The 16,016-nt window shown below is 69.8% G+C and carries 13 protein-coding genes and 2 pseudogenes; 5 read left to right on the top strand and 10 right to left on the bottom strand.

The window, feature by feature from the left end; genetic code table 11:
• Positions 1-32: 32 nt before the first annotated feature.
• From ptsP to ACWCSU_RS02205, 5 genes are all read right to left on the bottom strand, one after another.
• On the bottom strand, positions 33-1,697 hold the full coding sequence (gene ptsP / locus ACWCSU_RS02225) for a phosphoenolpyruvate--protein phosphotransferase (protein ID WP_357703024.1): 1,665 nt from the start codon (positions 1,695-1,697) through the stop codon (positions 33-35).
• Complete coding sequence (locus ACWCSU_RS02220) at positions 1,694-1,957, bottom strand: HPr family phosphocarrier protein (RefSeq protein ID WP_357703026.1); 264 nt, start codon at positions 1,955-1,957, stop codon at positions 1,694-1,696. Before ACWCSU_RS02220 ends, ptsP begins: the two co-directional genes overlap by 4 nt.
• Positions 1,958-2,127: 170 nt before the next feature.
• On the bottom strand, positions 2,128-2,574 hold the full coding sequence (locus ACWCSU_RS02215; protein ID WP_357703028.1) for a PTS sugar transporter subunit IIA: 447 nt from the start codon (positions 2,572-2,574) through the stop codon (positions 2,128-2,130).
• Positions 2,575-2,584: 10 nt separating this feature from the next.
• Positions 2,585-2,821 carry a glucose PTS transporter subunit EIIB gene (locus tag ACWCSU_RS02210; protein WP_125632338.1) on the bottom strand — a complete coding sequence of 79 codons (237 nt, stop codon included), beginning with the start codon at positions 2,819-2,821 and terminating at the stop codon, positions 2,585-2,587.
• A 51-nt stretch (positions 2,822-2,872) separates the two neighbouring features.
• Positions 2,873-3,907, bottom strand: a complete 1,035-nt coding sequence (locus tag ACWCSU_RS02205; protein ID WP_357703030.1) for an SIS domain-containing protein — start codon at positions 3,905-3,907, stop codon at positions 2,873-2,875.
• Positions 3,908-4,083: 176 nt separating this feature from the next.
• Here ACWCSU_RS02205 and ACWCSU_RS02200 point away from each other — a divergent pair, with 176 nt between their 5' ends.
• From ACWCSU_RS02200 to ACWCSU_RS02190, 3 genes are all read left to right on the top strand, one after another.
• Positions 4,084-4,824 carry a GntR family transcriptional regulator gene (locus ACWCSU_RS02200; RefSeq protein WP_357703032.1) on the top strand — a complete coding sequence of 247 codons (741 nt, stop codon included), beginning with the start codon at positions 4,084-4,086 and terminating at the stop codon, positions 4,822-4,824.
• 69 nt (positions 4,825-4,893) lie between these two features.
• Positions 4,894-6,210, top strand: coding sequence for a PTS transporter subunit EIIC (locus tag ACWCSU_RS02195; RefSeq protein ID WP_357703034.1), 1,317 nt, complete (start codon positions 4,894-4,896; stop codon positions 6,208-6,210).
• Between the two features lie 79 nt (positions 6,211-6,289).
• Positions 6,290-7,552, top strand: coding sequence for a PTS transporter subunit EIIC (locus tag ACWCSU_RS02190; RefSeq protein ID WP_449932962.1), 1,263 nt, complete (start codon positions 6,290-6,292; stop codon positions 7,550-7,552).
• Between the two features lie 77 nt (positions 7,553-7,629).
• Here ACWCSU_RS02190 and ACWCSU_RS02185 read toward each other — a convergent pair.
• A pseudogene (locus tag ACWCSU_RS02185) lies at positions 7,630-7,800 on the bottom strand (SEC-C metal-binding domain-containing protein); the annotation flags it as partial.
• Positions 7,801-7,902: 102 nt separating this feature from the next.
• Positions 7,903-10,419: pseudogene (secA, locus tag ACWCSU_RS02180) on the bottom strand (preprotein translocase subunit SecA); the annotation flags it as partial.
• Between the two features lie 225 nt (positions 10,420-10,644).
• Between secA and ACWCSU_RS02175 the strand changes: the two are divergent.
• Both ACWCSU_RS02175 and ACWCSU_RS02170 read left to right on the top strand, forming a co-directional pair.
• The gene (locus ACWCSU_RS02175) at positions 10,645-10,905 is read left to right on the top strand and encodes an HGxxPAAW family protein (protein ID WP_357703040.1); all 261 of its coding nucleotides are present in this window, start codon (positions 10,645-10,647) and stop codon (positions 10,903-10,905) included.
• Positions 10,906-11,156: 251 nt separating this feature from the next.
• On the top strand, positions 11,157-12,350 hold the full coding sequence (locus tag ACWCSU_RS02170; RefSeq protein WP_357703042.1) for a winged helix-turn-helix domain-containing protein: 1,194 nt from the start codon (positions 11,157-11,159) through the stop codon (positions 12,348-12,350).
• Between the two features lie 625 nt (positions 12,351-12,975).
• Here ACWCSU_RS02170 and ACWCSU_RS02165 read toward each other — a convergent pair.
• The 3 genes from ACWCSU_RS02165 to ACWCSU_RS02155 form a co-directional block, all read right to left on the bottom strand.
• The gene (locus ACWCSU_RS02165) at positions 12,976-13,674 is read right to left on the bottom strand and encodes a response regulator transcription factor (protein WP_357703044.1); all 699 of its coding nucleotides are present in this window, start codon (positions 13,672-13,674) and stop codon (positions 12,976-12,978) included.
• Positions 13,675-13,938: 264 nt separating this feature from the next.
• Positions 13,939-14,601: a ribosome hibernation-promoting factor, HPF/YfiA family gene (gene hpf, locus ACWCSU_RS02160; RefSeq protein ID WP_357703046.1), complete on the bottom strand. Its 663-nt coding sequence runs from the start codon at positions 14,599-14,601 to the stop codon at positions 13,939-13,941.
• A gap of 627 nt (positions 14,602-15,228) precedes the next feature.
• A complete protein-coding gene (locus ACWCSU_RS02155) occupies positions 15,229-15,822 on the bottom strand; it encodes a ComF family protein (protein WP_449932958.1) in 594 nt (197 codons plus the stop codon).
• Between the last annotated feature and the right edge of the window lie 194 nt (positions 15,823-16,016).

The raw sequence follows: 16,016 nt of genomic DNA, 5'->3' as shown, positions 1-16,016 counted from the left end.
CGTCCGAGGCCCGCGGCCCCAAAACGCCCCGTTCACACCCCCAGCGCCGCGAGCCCGGGCAGGTGCGTGCGCGCCACCGCGCGCGCGTTCGCGGCCGTGACCTGGGCCCGCGCGTTGCGCGCCGCCAGCCTGCACTGCTCCAGCGTGTGCGCGGCCAGCGCGGCCCGTACGGCCCCCAGAGCCCCCGCCCCCATCGACAGCGTGGTCGCCCCGAGCCCGACCAGCACGCACGCCAGAGCGGGATCGGCGGCCGCCTCACCGCAGACGCCCACCGGCTTGCCGTGGCCGCAGGACATGGCGATCAGGTCGAGCAGCGCCGGCTGCCACGGGTCCTGGAGCCCGCTCACCGTGCCGAGCTGGCGGTCGGCGGCGAAGGCGTACTGGGCCAGGTCGTTGGTGCCGAGCGAGACGAAGTCCACCATCCCGGCCAGTTGCCCGGCCCGCAGCGCCGCGGACGGGATCTCGATCATGACGCCCACCTTGGACAGCCCGCGCGCCCGGCAGGCGTCGGCGAACCATTCGGCCTCCTCGGCCGTGGCCACCATGGGCGCCATCACCAGCAGCTCGGCCGGCGCATCCTCGGCCGCCGCGGCCAGCGCGCGCAACTGCGCGTCCATCACCTCGGGGAACCGCCTGAACAGGCGCAGCCCGCGCTCGCCCAGCGCCGGGTTCGGCTCGGCGGGGGCGGGCAGGAACCGCAGCGGCTTGTCGGCGCCCGCGTCGAGCGTGCGCACGACCACGGTCCCGCCGGGCACGGCCTCCAGCGCCGCGCGGTAGGCCCGCCGCTGCTCCTCGACGGCCGGGGCGTCGGCGCGGTCGAGGAAGAGGAACTCGGTCCGGTAGAGCCCGACGCCCTCCGCCCCGGCGGCCACCGCCTCCGTCAGCTCGGCCGGGCCGGCGACGTTGGCCAGCAGCGGCACCGCGTGCCCGTCGGCGGTCCGGCCCGGCCCCTTGGCCGCGCTGATCGCCGCCTGCTTCGCCGCCGCCGCGTCGCGCGCCCCGGCCACGTGGTCGTCGGACGGCTCCAGGCTCACCTCGCCCGTCGTGCCGTCCACCAGCACCCGGACGCCGCCGGGGATGCCGGTCGCCCCGGGGCAGGCGACCACGGCGGGCACGCCCATCGCCCGTGCCATGATCGCGGTGTGGCTCGTGGGCCCGCCCTGCTCGGTGACGAACCCGGCCACGTGCCGCCGGGACAACAACGCCGTGTCGGCGGGCGCCAGATCGACCGCGACCAGCACGTACGGCTCCTCGGGCGCCACCGGCAGCCCCGGCATCGGGTGCCCGGTCAGCAGGGCGATCACCCGGTCCCTGATGTCGTCGAGGTCGGCGGCCCGCTCGCCCAGGTAACCGCCGGCCCCGCTGAGCACGTCCCGGTATTTGGTGAACGCCTCGAAGACCGCCCGCGGAGCGGCGAGACCCCGGTCGATGAGGGTCCTGACCTTCACCACCAGCCCGGGGTCCTCGGCCATCAGCGCCTGCGCCTTGAGGATCTCCTCGGCCTCGCCGCCCGCCTGGTTGCCGCGGGCCTCAAGCTCGCCCGCGACCTGTGAGAGCGCGGCCGTCGCCCGCTCCTTCTCCTGTTCCGCCTCACCGGTGTAGGTGCTGCCCTCGGGGGGTTCGGGCACAGAGGCGGTCAGAACGTACGCGGGGCCGTGCCCGATGCCCGGGCTGACCCCAACCCCCCGCAGGTTCATGGCGCTCCGGCGATCGTGGCCAGTTCGTCCAGGATCTCCTCGGAGCCGTCGCCCTCGGCGCTGATCACGACGGTCTCGCCCTGCCGGACGTCGAGCGCCATGATCGCGAGGATGCTCTTGCCGTTGACCGGCGCCCCTCCGCCGCTGGCCTTGGCCACGCTGATGTCCATCGGGGCCAGCTGGGCCCGTTTCACGAACGTCGCCGCGGGACGGGCGTGCAGACCCACCTCCGCCGCGACCGTGACCTTGCGCTCACCCATGAGCCTCTCCTTCTCTACCCGGTCCAGACCAGCTGGACCCCTGCTTGAATGGCGGCCGGCCGCTCGTGGTCGGGCCGGTGCCCGGTATGGCTGGGGGCACGCCTATTGTGACGTCTTCTGCCGGTACGACCGTGCCCGTACGGCGATCTCGGGGACCGCGCCGACGGCCGCTACATCCATGTGAACAGCTCGTCCCCCACGTGCACCGCCCCTTGGACGATGCCGGTCACCGACTCCGAGGGGGCGTCGAGGGCCACGACCGGGCAGACCGGGGACCGTCCGCCCGCCTCGACGGCCGACGGGTCCCACGCCACGACGGGCTGCCCCGCGCTGACCCTGTCGCCCTCGGCCGCCAGCAGCCGGAAGCCCTTCCCCTTGAGCTGGACCGTGTCGATGCCCAGGTGCACCAGCACGCCCCTGCCGTCGTCCCCCACGATGACGTAGGCATGCGGATGCAATTTCATGATCTTTCCCGCTATGGGGGCCACGGCCTTGCCTGGCCCCCGCAGCGGGTCGATCGCCGTTCCCGGTCCCACCATGCCCGCGGAGAAGACCGGATCGGGCACGGCGGCCAACCCCACAGCCGCCCCCTCGACCGGGGCGAGAACAGTCGTCATGGTCTCGCCCTTAGCCGATGATGTCCTCGATGTCGCTGGCGATCGTGTCCGCCTCGGGCCCCACGACGACCTGGACCACGTTGCCCGCGGCCATCACGCCGTGCGCCCCCGCCGCCCTGAGGGCGGCCTGGTCGACCTTGGACGCGTCGTGCACTTCGGTGCGCAACCGGGTGATGCAGGGTTCGATCTCGATGATGTTGTCGGCACCGCCGAGACCGGCGATGATCGCATTCACATCCGCCGCCATCCGGTCCTCCCTCGTTCCAACTCCTTGACCAGGCTAAACGAGGCGCCTCGCTCAGTCCGTCTGCGTGACCTTGTTGAGTCCGCGCGGCGAGTCGGGGTCGATGCCGAGGCGCCGGGCCAGCGCTTCGGTGAGGAGCTGGCCGGGGATGATCAGGCCCATCGGCGCCACCCATTCGGGCAGGTCGGGGCCGTTCAGCGCGGCCGTGCCGGCCCGCGCGAGCGCGTCGCCGCCGCCGATCGTGTACGCCGCCGCGCCCGCCGCCACGACCCGCTCGGCCAGGGCCACCGTGCCGGACAGCGTGGGGCTGTTCTCCGAGGCCACCAACAGCGCCGGGGTGTCGGCGTCGACCACGGCGATCGGGCCGTGCAGCAGGTCGGCGTAGGACAGGCCCATGGCGTGCAGGTAGCAGGCCTCCTTGAGCTTGAGCGCGGTCTCCAGGGCCGTGGAGAAGGCGAGCCCGCGTCCGGACACGACCACGCCTGGCTTGTCCAGCAGCCCTTCGACGACCGCGTCCAGGTCGCCCGGCTCGGCGATCAGCTTCTCGACCGCCTCGGGCACCCGCCGCAGGTCCCCGGCGTCCACGTCGGCGCCCAGGCCCAGCGCCAGCACGGCCAGCGCGGCGAGCTGCGTGGTGTACGTCTTCGTCGCCGGGACGGCCTTCTCCTCGCCGGCCAGCGTGCACAGCGCGACGTCGGCCGCCTGGGCGAGCGGGCTGTCCTCGCCGCCGTTGGTGATGCCGACCGTCTTCGCGCCGCAGTCCTTGGCCCAGGCCAGGGTCTCGACGATCTCCTCCGTACGACCCGACTGCGAGATCGCGACAGCCAGCACGCCGTCCAGGTCGACCTTGCGCTTGTAGGTCGTCGCGATGGACGGCGCGGCCAGCGCGCCCATCCGTCCCGCGTGGGACTCGACCAGGTAGCGGCCGTAGACTGCGGCGTTGTCGGAGGTTCCACGCGCGATGAACAGCAGCTGGCGAGTCTGCTCGCCCACCGCCTTCACCTCGCCGACCCTGGGGAGCAGGGCGTCGAGCGTGGCCCGCAGCGCCTCCGGCTGCTCGGCGATCTCACTGCGCATCTTGGTGGTCATCCTGAGCTCATCCCTCGATTCATACGGTTCGCACTTGACCGTCTTTCGCGACATGTGGTCTAGTCCGGACTAGACCAGTACGAACCATAGCCCATGACCACCAAACAAGAAATCTGCCCATAGACTGCCGCACCACCAGTCCCAGATTTCTTCTTTGCCGATCGAGGGGAGGATCCGTGGCGCACATCGATCCGGATAGCCCGGTGCCCAAGTACTTCCAGCTTCGCGAGATCCTGCTGGACCTCATTGACAGCAACGAGCTCAGCATCGGCGCCGCCATCCCGTCCGAGCGGGAGCTCTGCCAGCGGTTCGGCCTGTCCAGGATGACCGTACGGCAGGCCGTCGACCACCTGGTCTCCGAGGGACGCCTGCACCGCGTGCCGGGCAAGGGCACGTTCGTGGCCAGGCCCAAGATCGAGCTGGCGTTGCAGCTCACGTCGTTCACCGACGACATGAGGGCGCGCGGCATGATCCCGGGCTCGCGCGACCTCGACCGCCGCATCGTGCGGGCCAGCGCCCACCTGGCCAAGGAGCTGGGGATCCAGCCGGGTGAGGAAGTGCACTTCATCGAACGCCTGCGTACGGCCGACGGTGAGCCGCTGTCCATCGAGCGGGCACACATCCCGGTCAAGCTCGCCCCCGACCTGGCCGATTACGACTTGTCCGACAAATCGCTGTATGAGCTGCTGGAGAGCCGCTACGGCCTGGTCATGGACGCCGGCGAGCTCACCATCGACGGCGGCATCGCCGACCCGAGCGACGCCGACCTGCTGAAGCTCCCGCGCGGCGGCGCCGTGCTGCTGCTCCAGCGCAGGTCCTTCTCCGGCGGCGTCTGCGCGGAGCTCGGCGTGTCCACCTACCGCGCTGACCGCTATCAGCTGCGGACCATACTCGAAATGCCCGTTAGACGGGGCTAGGGCCACTCCGCCGGGCCCGGACGGCCGGCCCGGCGGACGCCCCACTCCCACCCCCCGGAGGAACGCCCGGTGAACGAGACCACCGCCGCCGCCCGGCCTTCGCCGCTCGCACGCGTGATGAACGTGCTCCAGAGGCTGGGCCGCTCGCTGATGCTGCCCATCGCGGCCCTGCCCGCGGCCGCGCTGCTCTCCCGGTTCGGCCAGCCCGACATGCTGGGCTCCAACGGCCCGGCCTCCGGCGGTCTGGCCGACGTCCCGGGGTTCACGTGGATGAGCCAGGTCGCCGCGGTGCTGGCCGCGGCCGGGGACGCGCTGTTCCAGAACCTGCCGCTGCTGTTCGCGGTGGGCGTGGCCATCGGCTTCGCCCGCAAGGCCGACGGCAGCACGGCACTGGCGGCCGTCGTCGGCTACCTGGTGTTCGACCGGGTGACCAAGGTGATGTTCTTCGGCTCCGACATCCGGGACACCGTGGCCATGCGCCAGGTCCAGGACGAGGGCATCAAAGAAGTCATCAACTACGGCATGCAGAACCCCACCAAAGTGCTCGGCGGCATCGTGATGGGCCTGGTCACCGCGCTGCTGTGGCAGCGCTTCCACCGGATCAAGCTGCCGTCGTGGCTGGCGTTCTTCGGCGGACGCCGATTCGTACCGATCATCACCTCCATCGTCGCGCTGCTGCTCGGCGTGCTCTTCGGCTGGCTCTGGCCGGTCCTCGGCGAGTGGATCCGCCATGCCGGCGAGGCCCTGGCCGCCATCGGTCCCATCGGCACCGGCATCTACGGCCTGATCAACCGCCTGCTCATCCCGCTCGGCCTGCACCACTTCGTGAACTCGGTCGTCTGGTACGTCGTGCCGCAGTGCGAGGTGGGCGGTCACGTGCTGGGCGGCGACTGGAACTGCTACTTCGGCGGTGCCCCGCACTCCGGCCAGTTCATGGCCGGCTTCTTCCCCGTCATGATGTTCGCCCTGCCGGCCGCCGCCCTGGCCATGTGGCGGGCCGCGCCCCCGCACCGCCGGGCCACGGTGGGCGGCATCATGCTCTCGGCGGGGCTGGCCTCGTTCGTCACCGGCATCACCGAGCCGATCGAGTTCGCGTTCATCTTCGTCGCGCCCGCGCTGCTGGTCGCGCACGCCATCCTGACCGGGCTGGCGATGGCGCTCACCACGCTCATCGGCGGGCAACTCGGCTTCGGCTTCTCCGCGGGCCTGCTGGACATGCTGCTGAACGTGAGCAAGTCCAACACCCAGAACCTTCCGGGCATCCTGCTGCTCGGCCTGATCTACGGCGTCGTCTACTACGTCGTGTTCACGTTCCTCATCCGCAGGTTCGACATCATGACACCGGGCCGAGAACCCGAGCCCGACCTCGACTCCGGCGAGACCTAGCGCCCGTTTTCCGCCTCGCCCGCCGTGGTAGGAACCTGGCATTCCCCCGCTGACGGACCACCGAGCGGGGGTGAGGGGCATGGGCGCGTCGCCCTGGTCGGCGACGTTCGCGGTGCTGCAGCGCATCGGCCGCTCGCTCATGATGCCCATCGCCGTGCTGCCCGCGGCGGGCCTGCTCTTCCGCTTCGGCCAGGACGACCTGCTCGGCAAGGACGGACTCGGCGGCATGCTTCCCTGGATGCTGCCCGTCGCCAACGTCCTGGCCGCGGCCGGCGGCGCCCTGTTCGACAACCTGCCCGTCCTGTTCGCGATCGGCGTGGCGATCGGGTTCGCCCGCAAGTCGGACGGCTCCACCGCCCTCGCCGCCCTGGTCGGCTACCTGGTGTTCGACCGCGTCAGCCGTACGCTCTTCTACGACGCGGGCCACGGCGCGGTCTACGCCAAGGTCGTCGTCGCCACCCCCCAGGGGCCCATGCTCAACCTCGGTGCCCAGAACCCCACCGGCGTGCTCGGCGGCATCGTCATCGGCATCACGGCGGCACTGCTGTGGCAGCGCTTCTACCGGCTGAAACCGCCCCCGTGGCTGGCCTTCTTCGGCGGACGCCGCTCGGTCCCGATCATCACCGCCGTTGCCGCCCTGCTGCTCGGCGTCGTGTTCGGGCTGGTCTGGCGTCCGGTCGGCGACTGGCTGTCCAGCATGGGCGACTGGCTGTCGGCCCACGGCACCGCCGGCACCGGCATCTACGGCGTGGCCAACCGCCTGCTGATCCCCGTCGGCCTGCACCACTTCCTCAACACCATCGTCTGGTTCACCCTGCCCGAGTGCCACGCGGGCCTGAACGGCGCCACCCGGAACGCCGCCGGCGACCTGAACTGCTACTTCGCCGGCGAGCAGGGCGCCGGCATCTTCATGACCGGCTTCTTCCCCGTGATGATGTTCGGGCTGCTCGGAGCGGCCATCGCCATGTGGCGGGCGGCCCCGCCGGAACGCCGCAAGTCCGTGGGCGGCATCATGCTGTCGGCGGGGCTGACGGCATTCATCACCGGCATTACCGAACCGCTGGAATTCGCCTTCATATTCGTGGCGCCGGTGCTTTTCGTGGTGCACGCCCTGCTGACGGGGTTGTCGATGGCCCTGATGGCGGAATTCGGCGCGCGACTCGGGTTCACCTTCTCCGGCGGAGCCATCGACATGCTGCTGAACGCCAGCAAATCGAACACCCATCGGCTCGGCCTGATCATCGGCTTCGGGCTGCTGTATTTCGTCCTCTACTATTTGATCTTCGCATTCCTGATCCGCCGCCTGAACATCCCCACCCCCGGCCGCGAACCCCCCGCCTGATCACGCATGCCGAAGCCCCCGCCCCCCTGCTTTTGCACGGGGAGACGGGGGCCCGCTCAGGCTCTCGCCTCAGCCTGTCAGACGGCGTTCTTCGGGTCGCCGTGGCAGCGCTTGTACTTCTTGCCCGACCCGCACGGGCACGGCGCATTGCGCTCGACGTTCCCGTACGCGGCCCGCTCGGCCGGCGTGGTGCGCACCCGCGTGTGCTCGACGTCGCCCTGCTCGCCAGGGGCGGAGTATTCGAGCTCGGCCGGGCGCTGCGGCCCGCGCAGGGCGGTGGAGATGATCGACCGCGTCTCGGTGACCGCGGCGTCCTCCTCCTCGACGATCGGGTTCTCCTGCACCTCGACCTCAAGGTTGAACAGGAAGCCGACCGAGTCCTCCTTGATGCCCTCCAGCATCGCGGCGAACATCTCGAAGCCCTCGCGCTGGTACTCGATCTGCGGGTCCTTCTGCGCGTAGGCCCGCATGCCGATGCCCTCGCGCAGGTAGTCCATCTCGTAGAGGTGCTCGCGCCACTTGCGGTCGAGCACGGACAGGATGACCTGGCGCTCGAAGTTACGCGTGGCCTCCGCCCCGAGCTGCTCCTCGCGCCTGGCGTACGCCTCCAGGGCGTCGGCCTTGATCTTCTCCGAGATGATCTCGGCGGTCAGCTCCTCGCGGCTGCCGACCTCCTCGACCAGGTCGTCGATCCGGAGCGAGACCGGGTAGAGCTCGCCGAACGCCTTCCACAGCTTCTCCAGGTCCCACTCCTCGGCGAAGCCCTCGGAGGTGGCGCCCGCGACGTAGCCGTCGATCACGTCGCCGACGAAGCCGCGCACCTGGTCGTGCAGGTCGGCGCCCTCCAGCACGCGGCGGCGCTCGGAGTAGATCACCTTGCGCTGCCGGTTCATGACCTCGTCGTACTTCAGAACTTCCTTGCGGATCTCGAAGTTCTGCTGCTCGACCTGGTGCTGGGCGGAGGCGATGGCCTTGGAGACGATGCCCGACTCGATCGGCTGGTCGTCGGGGATGCTCAGCCTGTTCATGATCATCTCGACCCTGGCCGCGTTGAACAGGCGCATGAGGTCGTCGCCGAGCGAGAGGTAGAAGCGCGACTCGCCGGGGTCGCCCTGACGACCGGAACGGCCGCGGAGCTGGTTGTCGATGCGGCGCGACTCGTGGCGCTCGGTGCCCAGCACGTAGAGGCCGCCGAGCTGGGTGACCTCGTCGTGCTCGGCCTTGACGGCCGCCCTGGCCTTCTCCAGCGCCTCGGGGTAGGCCTTCTCGTACTCCTCCGGCGTCTCGACCGGGTCGAGGCCGCGCTGGCGCAGCTCAAGGTCGGCGCGGAACTCGGAGTTGCCGCCGAGCATGATGTCGGTGCCTCGACCGGCCATGTTCGTGGCGACGGTGACGGCGCCCTTGCGGCCCGCCTCGGCGACGATCGCCGCCTCACGCGCGTGGTTCTTCGCGTTGAGGACCTCGTGCACCACGCCGCGGCGCTTGAGCGCCTTGGACAGCCGCTCGGACTTCTCCACCGAGGTCGTGCCGACGAGGACCGGCTGCCCGGCCTCGTGGCGCTCCTTGATGTCCTCGACCACCGCGTTGAACTTGGCGTCCTCGGTCTTGTAGACCACGTCGGGCTGGTCCTTGCGGACCATCGGCCGGTTGGTCGGGATCGGGACCACGCCGAGCTTGTACGTCTGGTGGAACTCGTTGGCCTCGGTGACCGCCGTACCGGTCATGCCGGACAGCTTGGCGTAGAGGCGGAAGTAGTTCTGGAGGGTGACCGTGGCGAGAGTCTGGTTCTCGTCCTTGATCTTCACGCCTTCCTTGGCCTCGATGGCCTGGTGCATGCCCTCGTTGTAGCGCCGGCCGTGCAGCACGCGGCCGGTGAACTCGTCGACGATGAGCACCTCACCGTCGGAGACGATGTAGTCCTTGTCCTTCTTGAACAGCTCTTTCGCCTTGAGCGCGTTGTTCAGGAAGCCGACCAGGTGGGTGTGCTCGGGCTTGTAGAGGTTGTCGATGCCGAGCCAGTCCTCGACCTTCTCGACGCCGGCCTCCAGGACGCCGACCGTGCGCTTCTTCTCGTCGACGATGTAGTCGCCGGTGCTCTCCTCGCCCGGGTTCTTCGCCTCGACGCCCTTGCGCAGCCTGGGAACGATCTTGGCGAACTCGCTGTACCACTTGCCCGACTGCTCGCCGGGGCCGGAGATGATCAGCGGCGTGCGGGCCTCGTCGATGAGGATCGAGTCGACCTCGTCGACGATGGCGAAGTGGTGGCCGCGCTGGACGCACTCCTCCAGCGACCACGCCATGTTGTCGCGGAGGTAGTCGAAGCCGAACTCGTTGTTGGTGCCGTACGTGATGTCCGCTTCGTACTGCTTGCGCCGCTCATCCGGCGCCTGGCCGGAGAGGATCATGCCGACTTCCATGCCCAGGAACCGGTAGACGCGGCCCATGTTCTCGGCGCCGACCTTGACCAGGTAGTCGTTGACGGTGATGACGTGGACGCCGTTGCCCGCCAGCGCGTTGAGGTAAGCCGGCAGCGTACAGGTCAGGGTCTTGCCCTCACCCGTCTTCATTTCGGAGATGTTGCCCATGTGCAGGTTGGCCCCGCCCATGATCTGCACGTCGAAGTGCCGCTGGCCGAGCACGCGCCGGGCCGCCTCACGGACGGTCGCGAACGCCTCGGGAAGCAGGTCGTCGAGGCTCTCGCCGTCGGCGTAACGCTGCTTGAACTCGTCCGTCAGGGCGCGCAACTCCGCGTCGGACAGGCTCGTGAAGTCGTCCTCGATGGAGTTGACCTGATCGGCGATCCGCTTGAGCTTGCGCAGAGTCTTGCCTTCGCCGGCACGTAGGATCTTGTCGAGAATGGCTGCCACTTTATGTAAAGCTCCTCGCAGGTCTACCCCGGCGGCGCCGCCAGGAGGAGAGGCCGAGACAAACTTCCCCGGTTGCCATCGTAGGCGGTTCCACAACCAGACACAGCCACCGTGACGACGAGGGCGCCGGACACGTCTGGGAGAATGGGGTCAAGGCAGAGGGTATGCCGGTTGAGCGCCGGTTCGCACCAATAGCGGGATATCCGGCAAAGGAAGGATTTAGTCATGGTTGAGGGGAAGAAGTCCGAGCACGCGCAGAATCTCGGCAACCACGGCGGGCGCGCCTCCTCGTGGCTGGCCGTGACTGTCATGGTGGTGGGCACCATCGTGGCCGGCTTCGGACTGACGGCCGACAACTGGACGCTGGTCTGGGTCGGCGCCGGTGCGTTCGTCGTCGGCGGCATCCTCGCCCTCGTCTTCGACATCTTCACGGACGTGGTGATCGACGCACCCCGCGTCGGCATGCACGCCGAAGACCACCGCTGACCACTCCGGCACACGGCGGGCCCCGACCATCCGGGCGCCCGCCGTTCCCATGCCCGGCCCCTCCGGAACCCCCTGTTCTCGGCATCCAATTCCCCAACGCCAGGACATCGGCGTGTCGCTCCCCCGGCGCGCAGGCGGTGGGACGCCTCCGGCCATCCCCACCTGGGGCGGAGCGATTCTGTCGGTGGGCGCCGCTAAATTTCCTGCATGGATAGCCCTACCGTCCCCCAAGGCCCCCTGGGGTTCGCCGTATGACGAACGTGACCGACCTGACCGCTGACGAAGCGCGTCGGGTCATTCTGCGCGCCCAGGGGCTCATCGGCGCCGACGTGCGCAAGGGCGGGGTGCGCGGCATGCTTCGCCGGCTCGGCGCCGTACAGCTCGACACGATCTCCGTCCTGGCCCGCTCCCACGAGCTGGTCGCCTACGCGCGCCTCGGCGCGGTGGGCAGGCCCGCGGTCGAGCGCGCCTACTGGCACGATCCCGCCCAGAGCTTCGAATACTGGTGTCACGCGGCCTGCATCCTGCCCATCGAGCACTGGCCGCTCTACGCCTTCCGGCGCCGCGCCTACCGCGACCGGCGCTACCGCTGGCACGAGGTCCCCGACAGCGTCGACAAGCTGCTGCAGCAGGTGCGCGACTCGGGCCCGCTCACGACGTCCGACGTCGGCGGCGCCAAGAACGGCGGCCCGTGGTGGGACTGGTCCGACTCCAAGATCGGGCTGGAGTGGCTGCTCGACATCGGCGAGATCGCCTGCGTGCGCCGCGTCGGCTGGCGGCGCGTCTACGACCTGACCGAGCGTGTCGTACCCGCCGACTCGCTGGCCGACGACCTGTCCGACGAGGAGTGCATCGTCCTGCTGGCCGCCATCGCGGGCCGGTCGCTCGGGGTGGCCAACCGTACCGACCTGCTCGACTTCCTGCGCCTCAAGGGCAAGTACGCGGCGATGCTCGACCAGGCCCTGCTCAGCGGCGCCGCCGGTCTGGCGCCGGTCAAGGTGGCGGGCTGGCCCGCCAAGAAGGGCCACGCCAACGCGTGGGCCGACCCGCAGGCGCTGGAGTCCGAGCCGCGCGGCCGTCACCGTACGACGCTGCTGTCCCCGTTCGACTCCCTCATCTGGCACCGCGGCCGCACCGAGCGCGTCTTCGGGTTCAAGTACCAGCTTGAGCTGTACGTGCCCAAGGAGAAGCGCGTCCACGGCTACTTCACGATGCCCGTGCTGGCCGGGGGCCGCCTGATCGGCCGGGTCGACCCGGCCCGCGAGGGCACCACCCTGGTCGCCCGCCAGGTCCACCTGGAGCCCGGCCTGTCCCCCGCCAAGTGGGCCGACGCCCTGCGCGACGCGCTGTGGTCGGCCGCCGAATGGGTGGGCTGCGACTCCGTACGCGTCGAACGCACCGATCCCCCAGAACTGGCCCCCCTCCTGACCGCACCCCAGCCGTAAGCCCCCGAGAAACGGACGCCCCACCAACCCGCCTCGGAGCTCCCCGACACCACCCCGCCCCCCCGTCCCCTCTCTTCGGCGCTCCGCACTCCCTCCCCCGCCCCTGACCTCAGCCCGCGCTCGGGCCGGGGGCTTCGGGGAGGGGCTGCCCTGAAGGGGCGAGCGGCCCGGCTGGAGCCGGGCGCGGGGATCGGGGGTTGTAGCGCCGCTGGGCGCTCTCGACCGGCCGTACCCGGCGGGTTGCGTGCCGGGGCCACTGGGCGCCCTCAACGGGCCGCGCCCTGCGGGTTGCGCGCCAGAGCGGCGGGGCCGGGGAGGGCATCGGTGGGGTGCCCCGCGCTACGGGAGCTCGGCGCTTCCTGGCGCTGGAACGGCCCTCTCAGCAGCGGGCCGCCGGCTACAGCCACAGCCGGGAAGCAGCGCACTCGCAAACCGGACGAGGGCCGGGGCTGGACACCCGGGGCCGGGCACCGGAACCAGGAATCGAGCCAGCACCAGGACCAGGGCCAGGACCGGGATCGACCGGGACCGGGACCGGGACCGGGACCGAGGGTGGGCCGGGGATCGTGTTGTGGTCGCTGTCAGCGGAGGGGCTTCGGGGTGTTCTGTGCGGGGCCGGGTGGCCTCAGGTGATCTCCAGCATGCGTTCCCGCACCGCGTACACCACCGCTTCCATCCGCGAATGCAGCTGCAGCTTGTCGAGGATGTTGCGGACGTGGTTCTTCACCGTGTTCTCGGAGATGAACAGCTGCTTGGCGATCTCGCGATTGTTCATGCCCTTGGCGACCAGGCGCAGGACCTCCATCTCGCGGTCGGTCAGCCTGGGCACGGGGAGCTGCGGCGGGCGTTCGGCCTCCTTGCGGCTCATGTTCGCGAACTCGCTGATGAGCTTGGCGGCCATCGCCGGGTTGATTAAGGACTGTCCCTCGTGCACACCGCGCACCGCGGCGGGCACGTCGTTGATCTGCACGTCCTTCAGCAGATAACCGGTGGCACCGGCCTTGATGGCCTCGAAGAGATCCTCTTCCTCGTCGCTCACGGTCAGCATGATGATCCGGGTGCTCGGGACGGAGGCCCTGATGCTCTTGGTCGCCTCGATCCCGTCCTGCCGGGGCATGCGTACGTCCATGAGGGCGACGTCGGGCATGAGGCGATCGGCCAGTTCGACCGCCTCCTGCCCGTCGCTCGCCTCACCGACCACCTCGATGTCGGGCTCCGCGGCCAGCGTCAACGCCAGGCTGCGCCTGATCAGCTCGTGATCGTCAACGATCAGCACGCGGATCGGCTCGCTCTCTGCCGTGCGGACCTCGCCGGACTCGGTCACGAGCCCTCCTCGGTCCGTCTTGCGCCTGCCTTGCTCACGGGGAACCTGCTCATCGGACGGCCGCTCCGTTGTCACGCCCGGTCGGGGCCGTGGCGGCTGTCCGCATGGCGGTTGTCCCGTCAGTACCCTCGCTTCGCTCGCTCATCTGAACCTGACTGAGCTCGCTCACGTGTCCTCCTCGTCGGGGGGCCAGAGCCGTCGGACCGCCATGATGGCACGTATGGCACGGTCCTCGGGTGGTCGAGAAGATCTTTTAGCGTGCGATCAGGGCTCTATGAGCCGCAACACGCCGTAGTTGTACCCGCGCCGGTTGTAGACCACGCTCGGCAGGCCGCTCTCCTTGTCACGGAACAGGTAGAAATCGTGCCCGACCAGTTCCATTTCGAGCATGGCCTGGTCGATGGTCATGGGTTCCGCCTTGTGGAACTTCTCCCGGACGACGAGCGGTCCGTCGCCGTCCATCTCGATCGGGACGATGTCGTCGTCGAGCTTCTCGTCCTGCACCGGCAGGTCCTCGTAGGACTCGGCCGGCTCAGGGACGTGCTTGGCCCCGAGAGGCGGCAGGCCGACGTCAGGGAGCGTCGCGGTGATCTCCGCCACCGAGGGCGGGCAGTGGTTGCCGTGATGAACCTTGCGCCGGTCGGCCAGCCGCCGCAGGCGGCCTTCCAGCTTGTCGAGGGCGATGTCGAGGGCTACGAACCGGTCGTCGGCCGAGGCTTCGGCGCGGATGGCCGGGCCCTTGGAATGGATGGTGAGTTCGACACGCTCGCGCTGGTCGGCGAGGCGAGGGTTGCGTTCTTTCGACACCTCCACATCGACTCGGATGAGTTTGTTGTCCAGACGTTCGATCCTGGCCAGCTTGGTCGTCACCTGGTCTCGGAACCGGTCACTCACTCCTGTGTGCCGACCCTTGACGATGATGTCCATGCAACAGCCCCCCTTCGTCTAACGACTGAGCAAGAGCGCCCGACTCTGTGCGTTCCGGACGGGGTTTCGGGTCCGCCTCTCTGTCACCGCTACCCTCTTCCGCCACGACGTCACCGGGTTCTCGGGTGGCACCCGTCCGGCCGACCTGGTCTTCGACCCCACATCCGCCTGCTGAGGATTTCGCAGCTCTGTTGCCACTACTGCCCTTCTCTTCTGACGAGGGACATCTGGACCCTCGGGAAGGCAGGACTTATCCCTAAGCCGCACCGTGATCGGTCGACAAAGAGTCGCCTTACGTGGACCGTTTTGCCTGCGGCTGGCATCGGCTAGCAGAGCCGGGGACACCGACTCTGCGCAACCACGGACCCGAACGGGTGCCATGTCAGAACGCTATCCGCATCCTGCGCGAATGTCAGCCGGAGCGTCGGCCAAAGGATCACGTTCCGTGACTTTTCCGGGGTTCCGGACGCCCGGGGGACCTCGGAGCGCCCTGTCGGCAAGCCCAGTGGCCACGCGCCTTCCGACGGCCTGAGCTGCACCACTTCTTCTTCCCCCAACAGGAAATCCATCCTTCAAGATGGGCCTAAGAATTGGATCTTTCTTTACCGACAGTGATGTCAAGCGTTTTCAAGATCTTCGGCGTGTCGCGGCGACGGTGGCCGCCATCGGCACCCGTACGCCGGCAGCGCGCAGTGCGCGGGCGGCTTCGGCGAGCGAGGCGCCCGTGGTCACGATGTCGTCCAGGAGCAGCGCAGAGGGCGCTGGAGGGCCTTTCGCGCGTCCGGCGACACAGAGGGACCCGGCGAGGTTCGCGACGCGCTGCGTGGCGCTCAGGCCCGCCTGGTCGGCCACCCGGCGCGCCTGCCGCAACCCCGCCCACGGCTCGGCCCGCAGGCCGGACGCCACGAGGTGACGGGTGACGAGCACGGTCACCCGGCCCATGGGATCGTGCCCCCGGCCCCGCAGCGCCCTCCTCGCGCTCGGCACCGGCACGACGGCGAACGGCCCCCGCGCCCACCCGACACCCGCCCCGGCACTCAGGGCGGTGAGCACGGTGAACGCCAGCACCTGCGCCAGCACGCCGGCCAGCGCCACCGCGCCGCGCTCCTTGTAGGCCAGGATCGCCCTGCGCGCCGCGCCCTCGTACGGCGTGGCCGACCAGCACTCGGGCAGGCCGGCCGGGCCCGGTCGCGGCCCCCGCCTGGCGGGGACGGCGGCCATCTCGGCCGCACACCCCGCACAACACCGAGCACCGGCACGGCCGCAGCCCACACAGGACTGCGGCAGGAACACATCGAGCACGCCCCCGAACACGCCGCCCAGCATGCCCCCCGCCACCGACAAGTTCCGGGAAACCCGAGCCCCGCGCGCTCACGGGCAGCGGTCATCCAAAGGGAAGCGGGCCCAGGGGGAAG

Source organism: Nonomuraea sp. NPDC001699 (assembly GCF_053596455.1).
The sequence above is the reverse complement of the archived record's forward strand: the minus strand, read 5'-3'. Positions and strand labels throughout refer to the sequence as shown.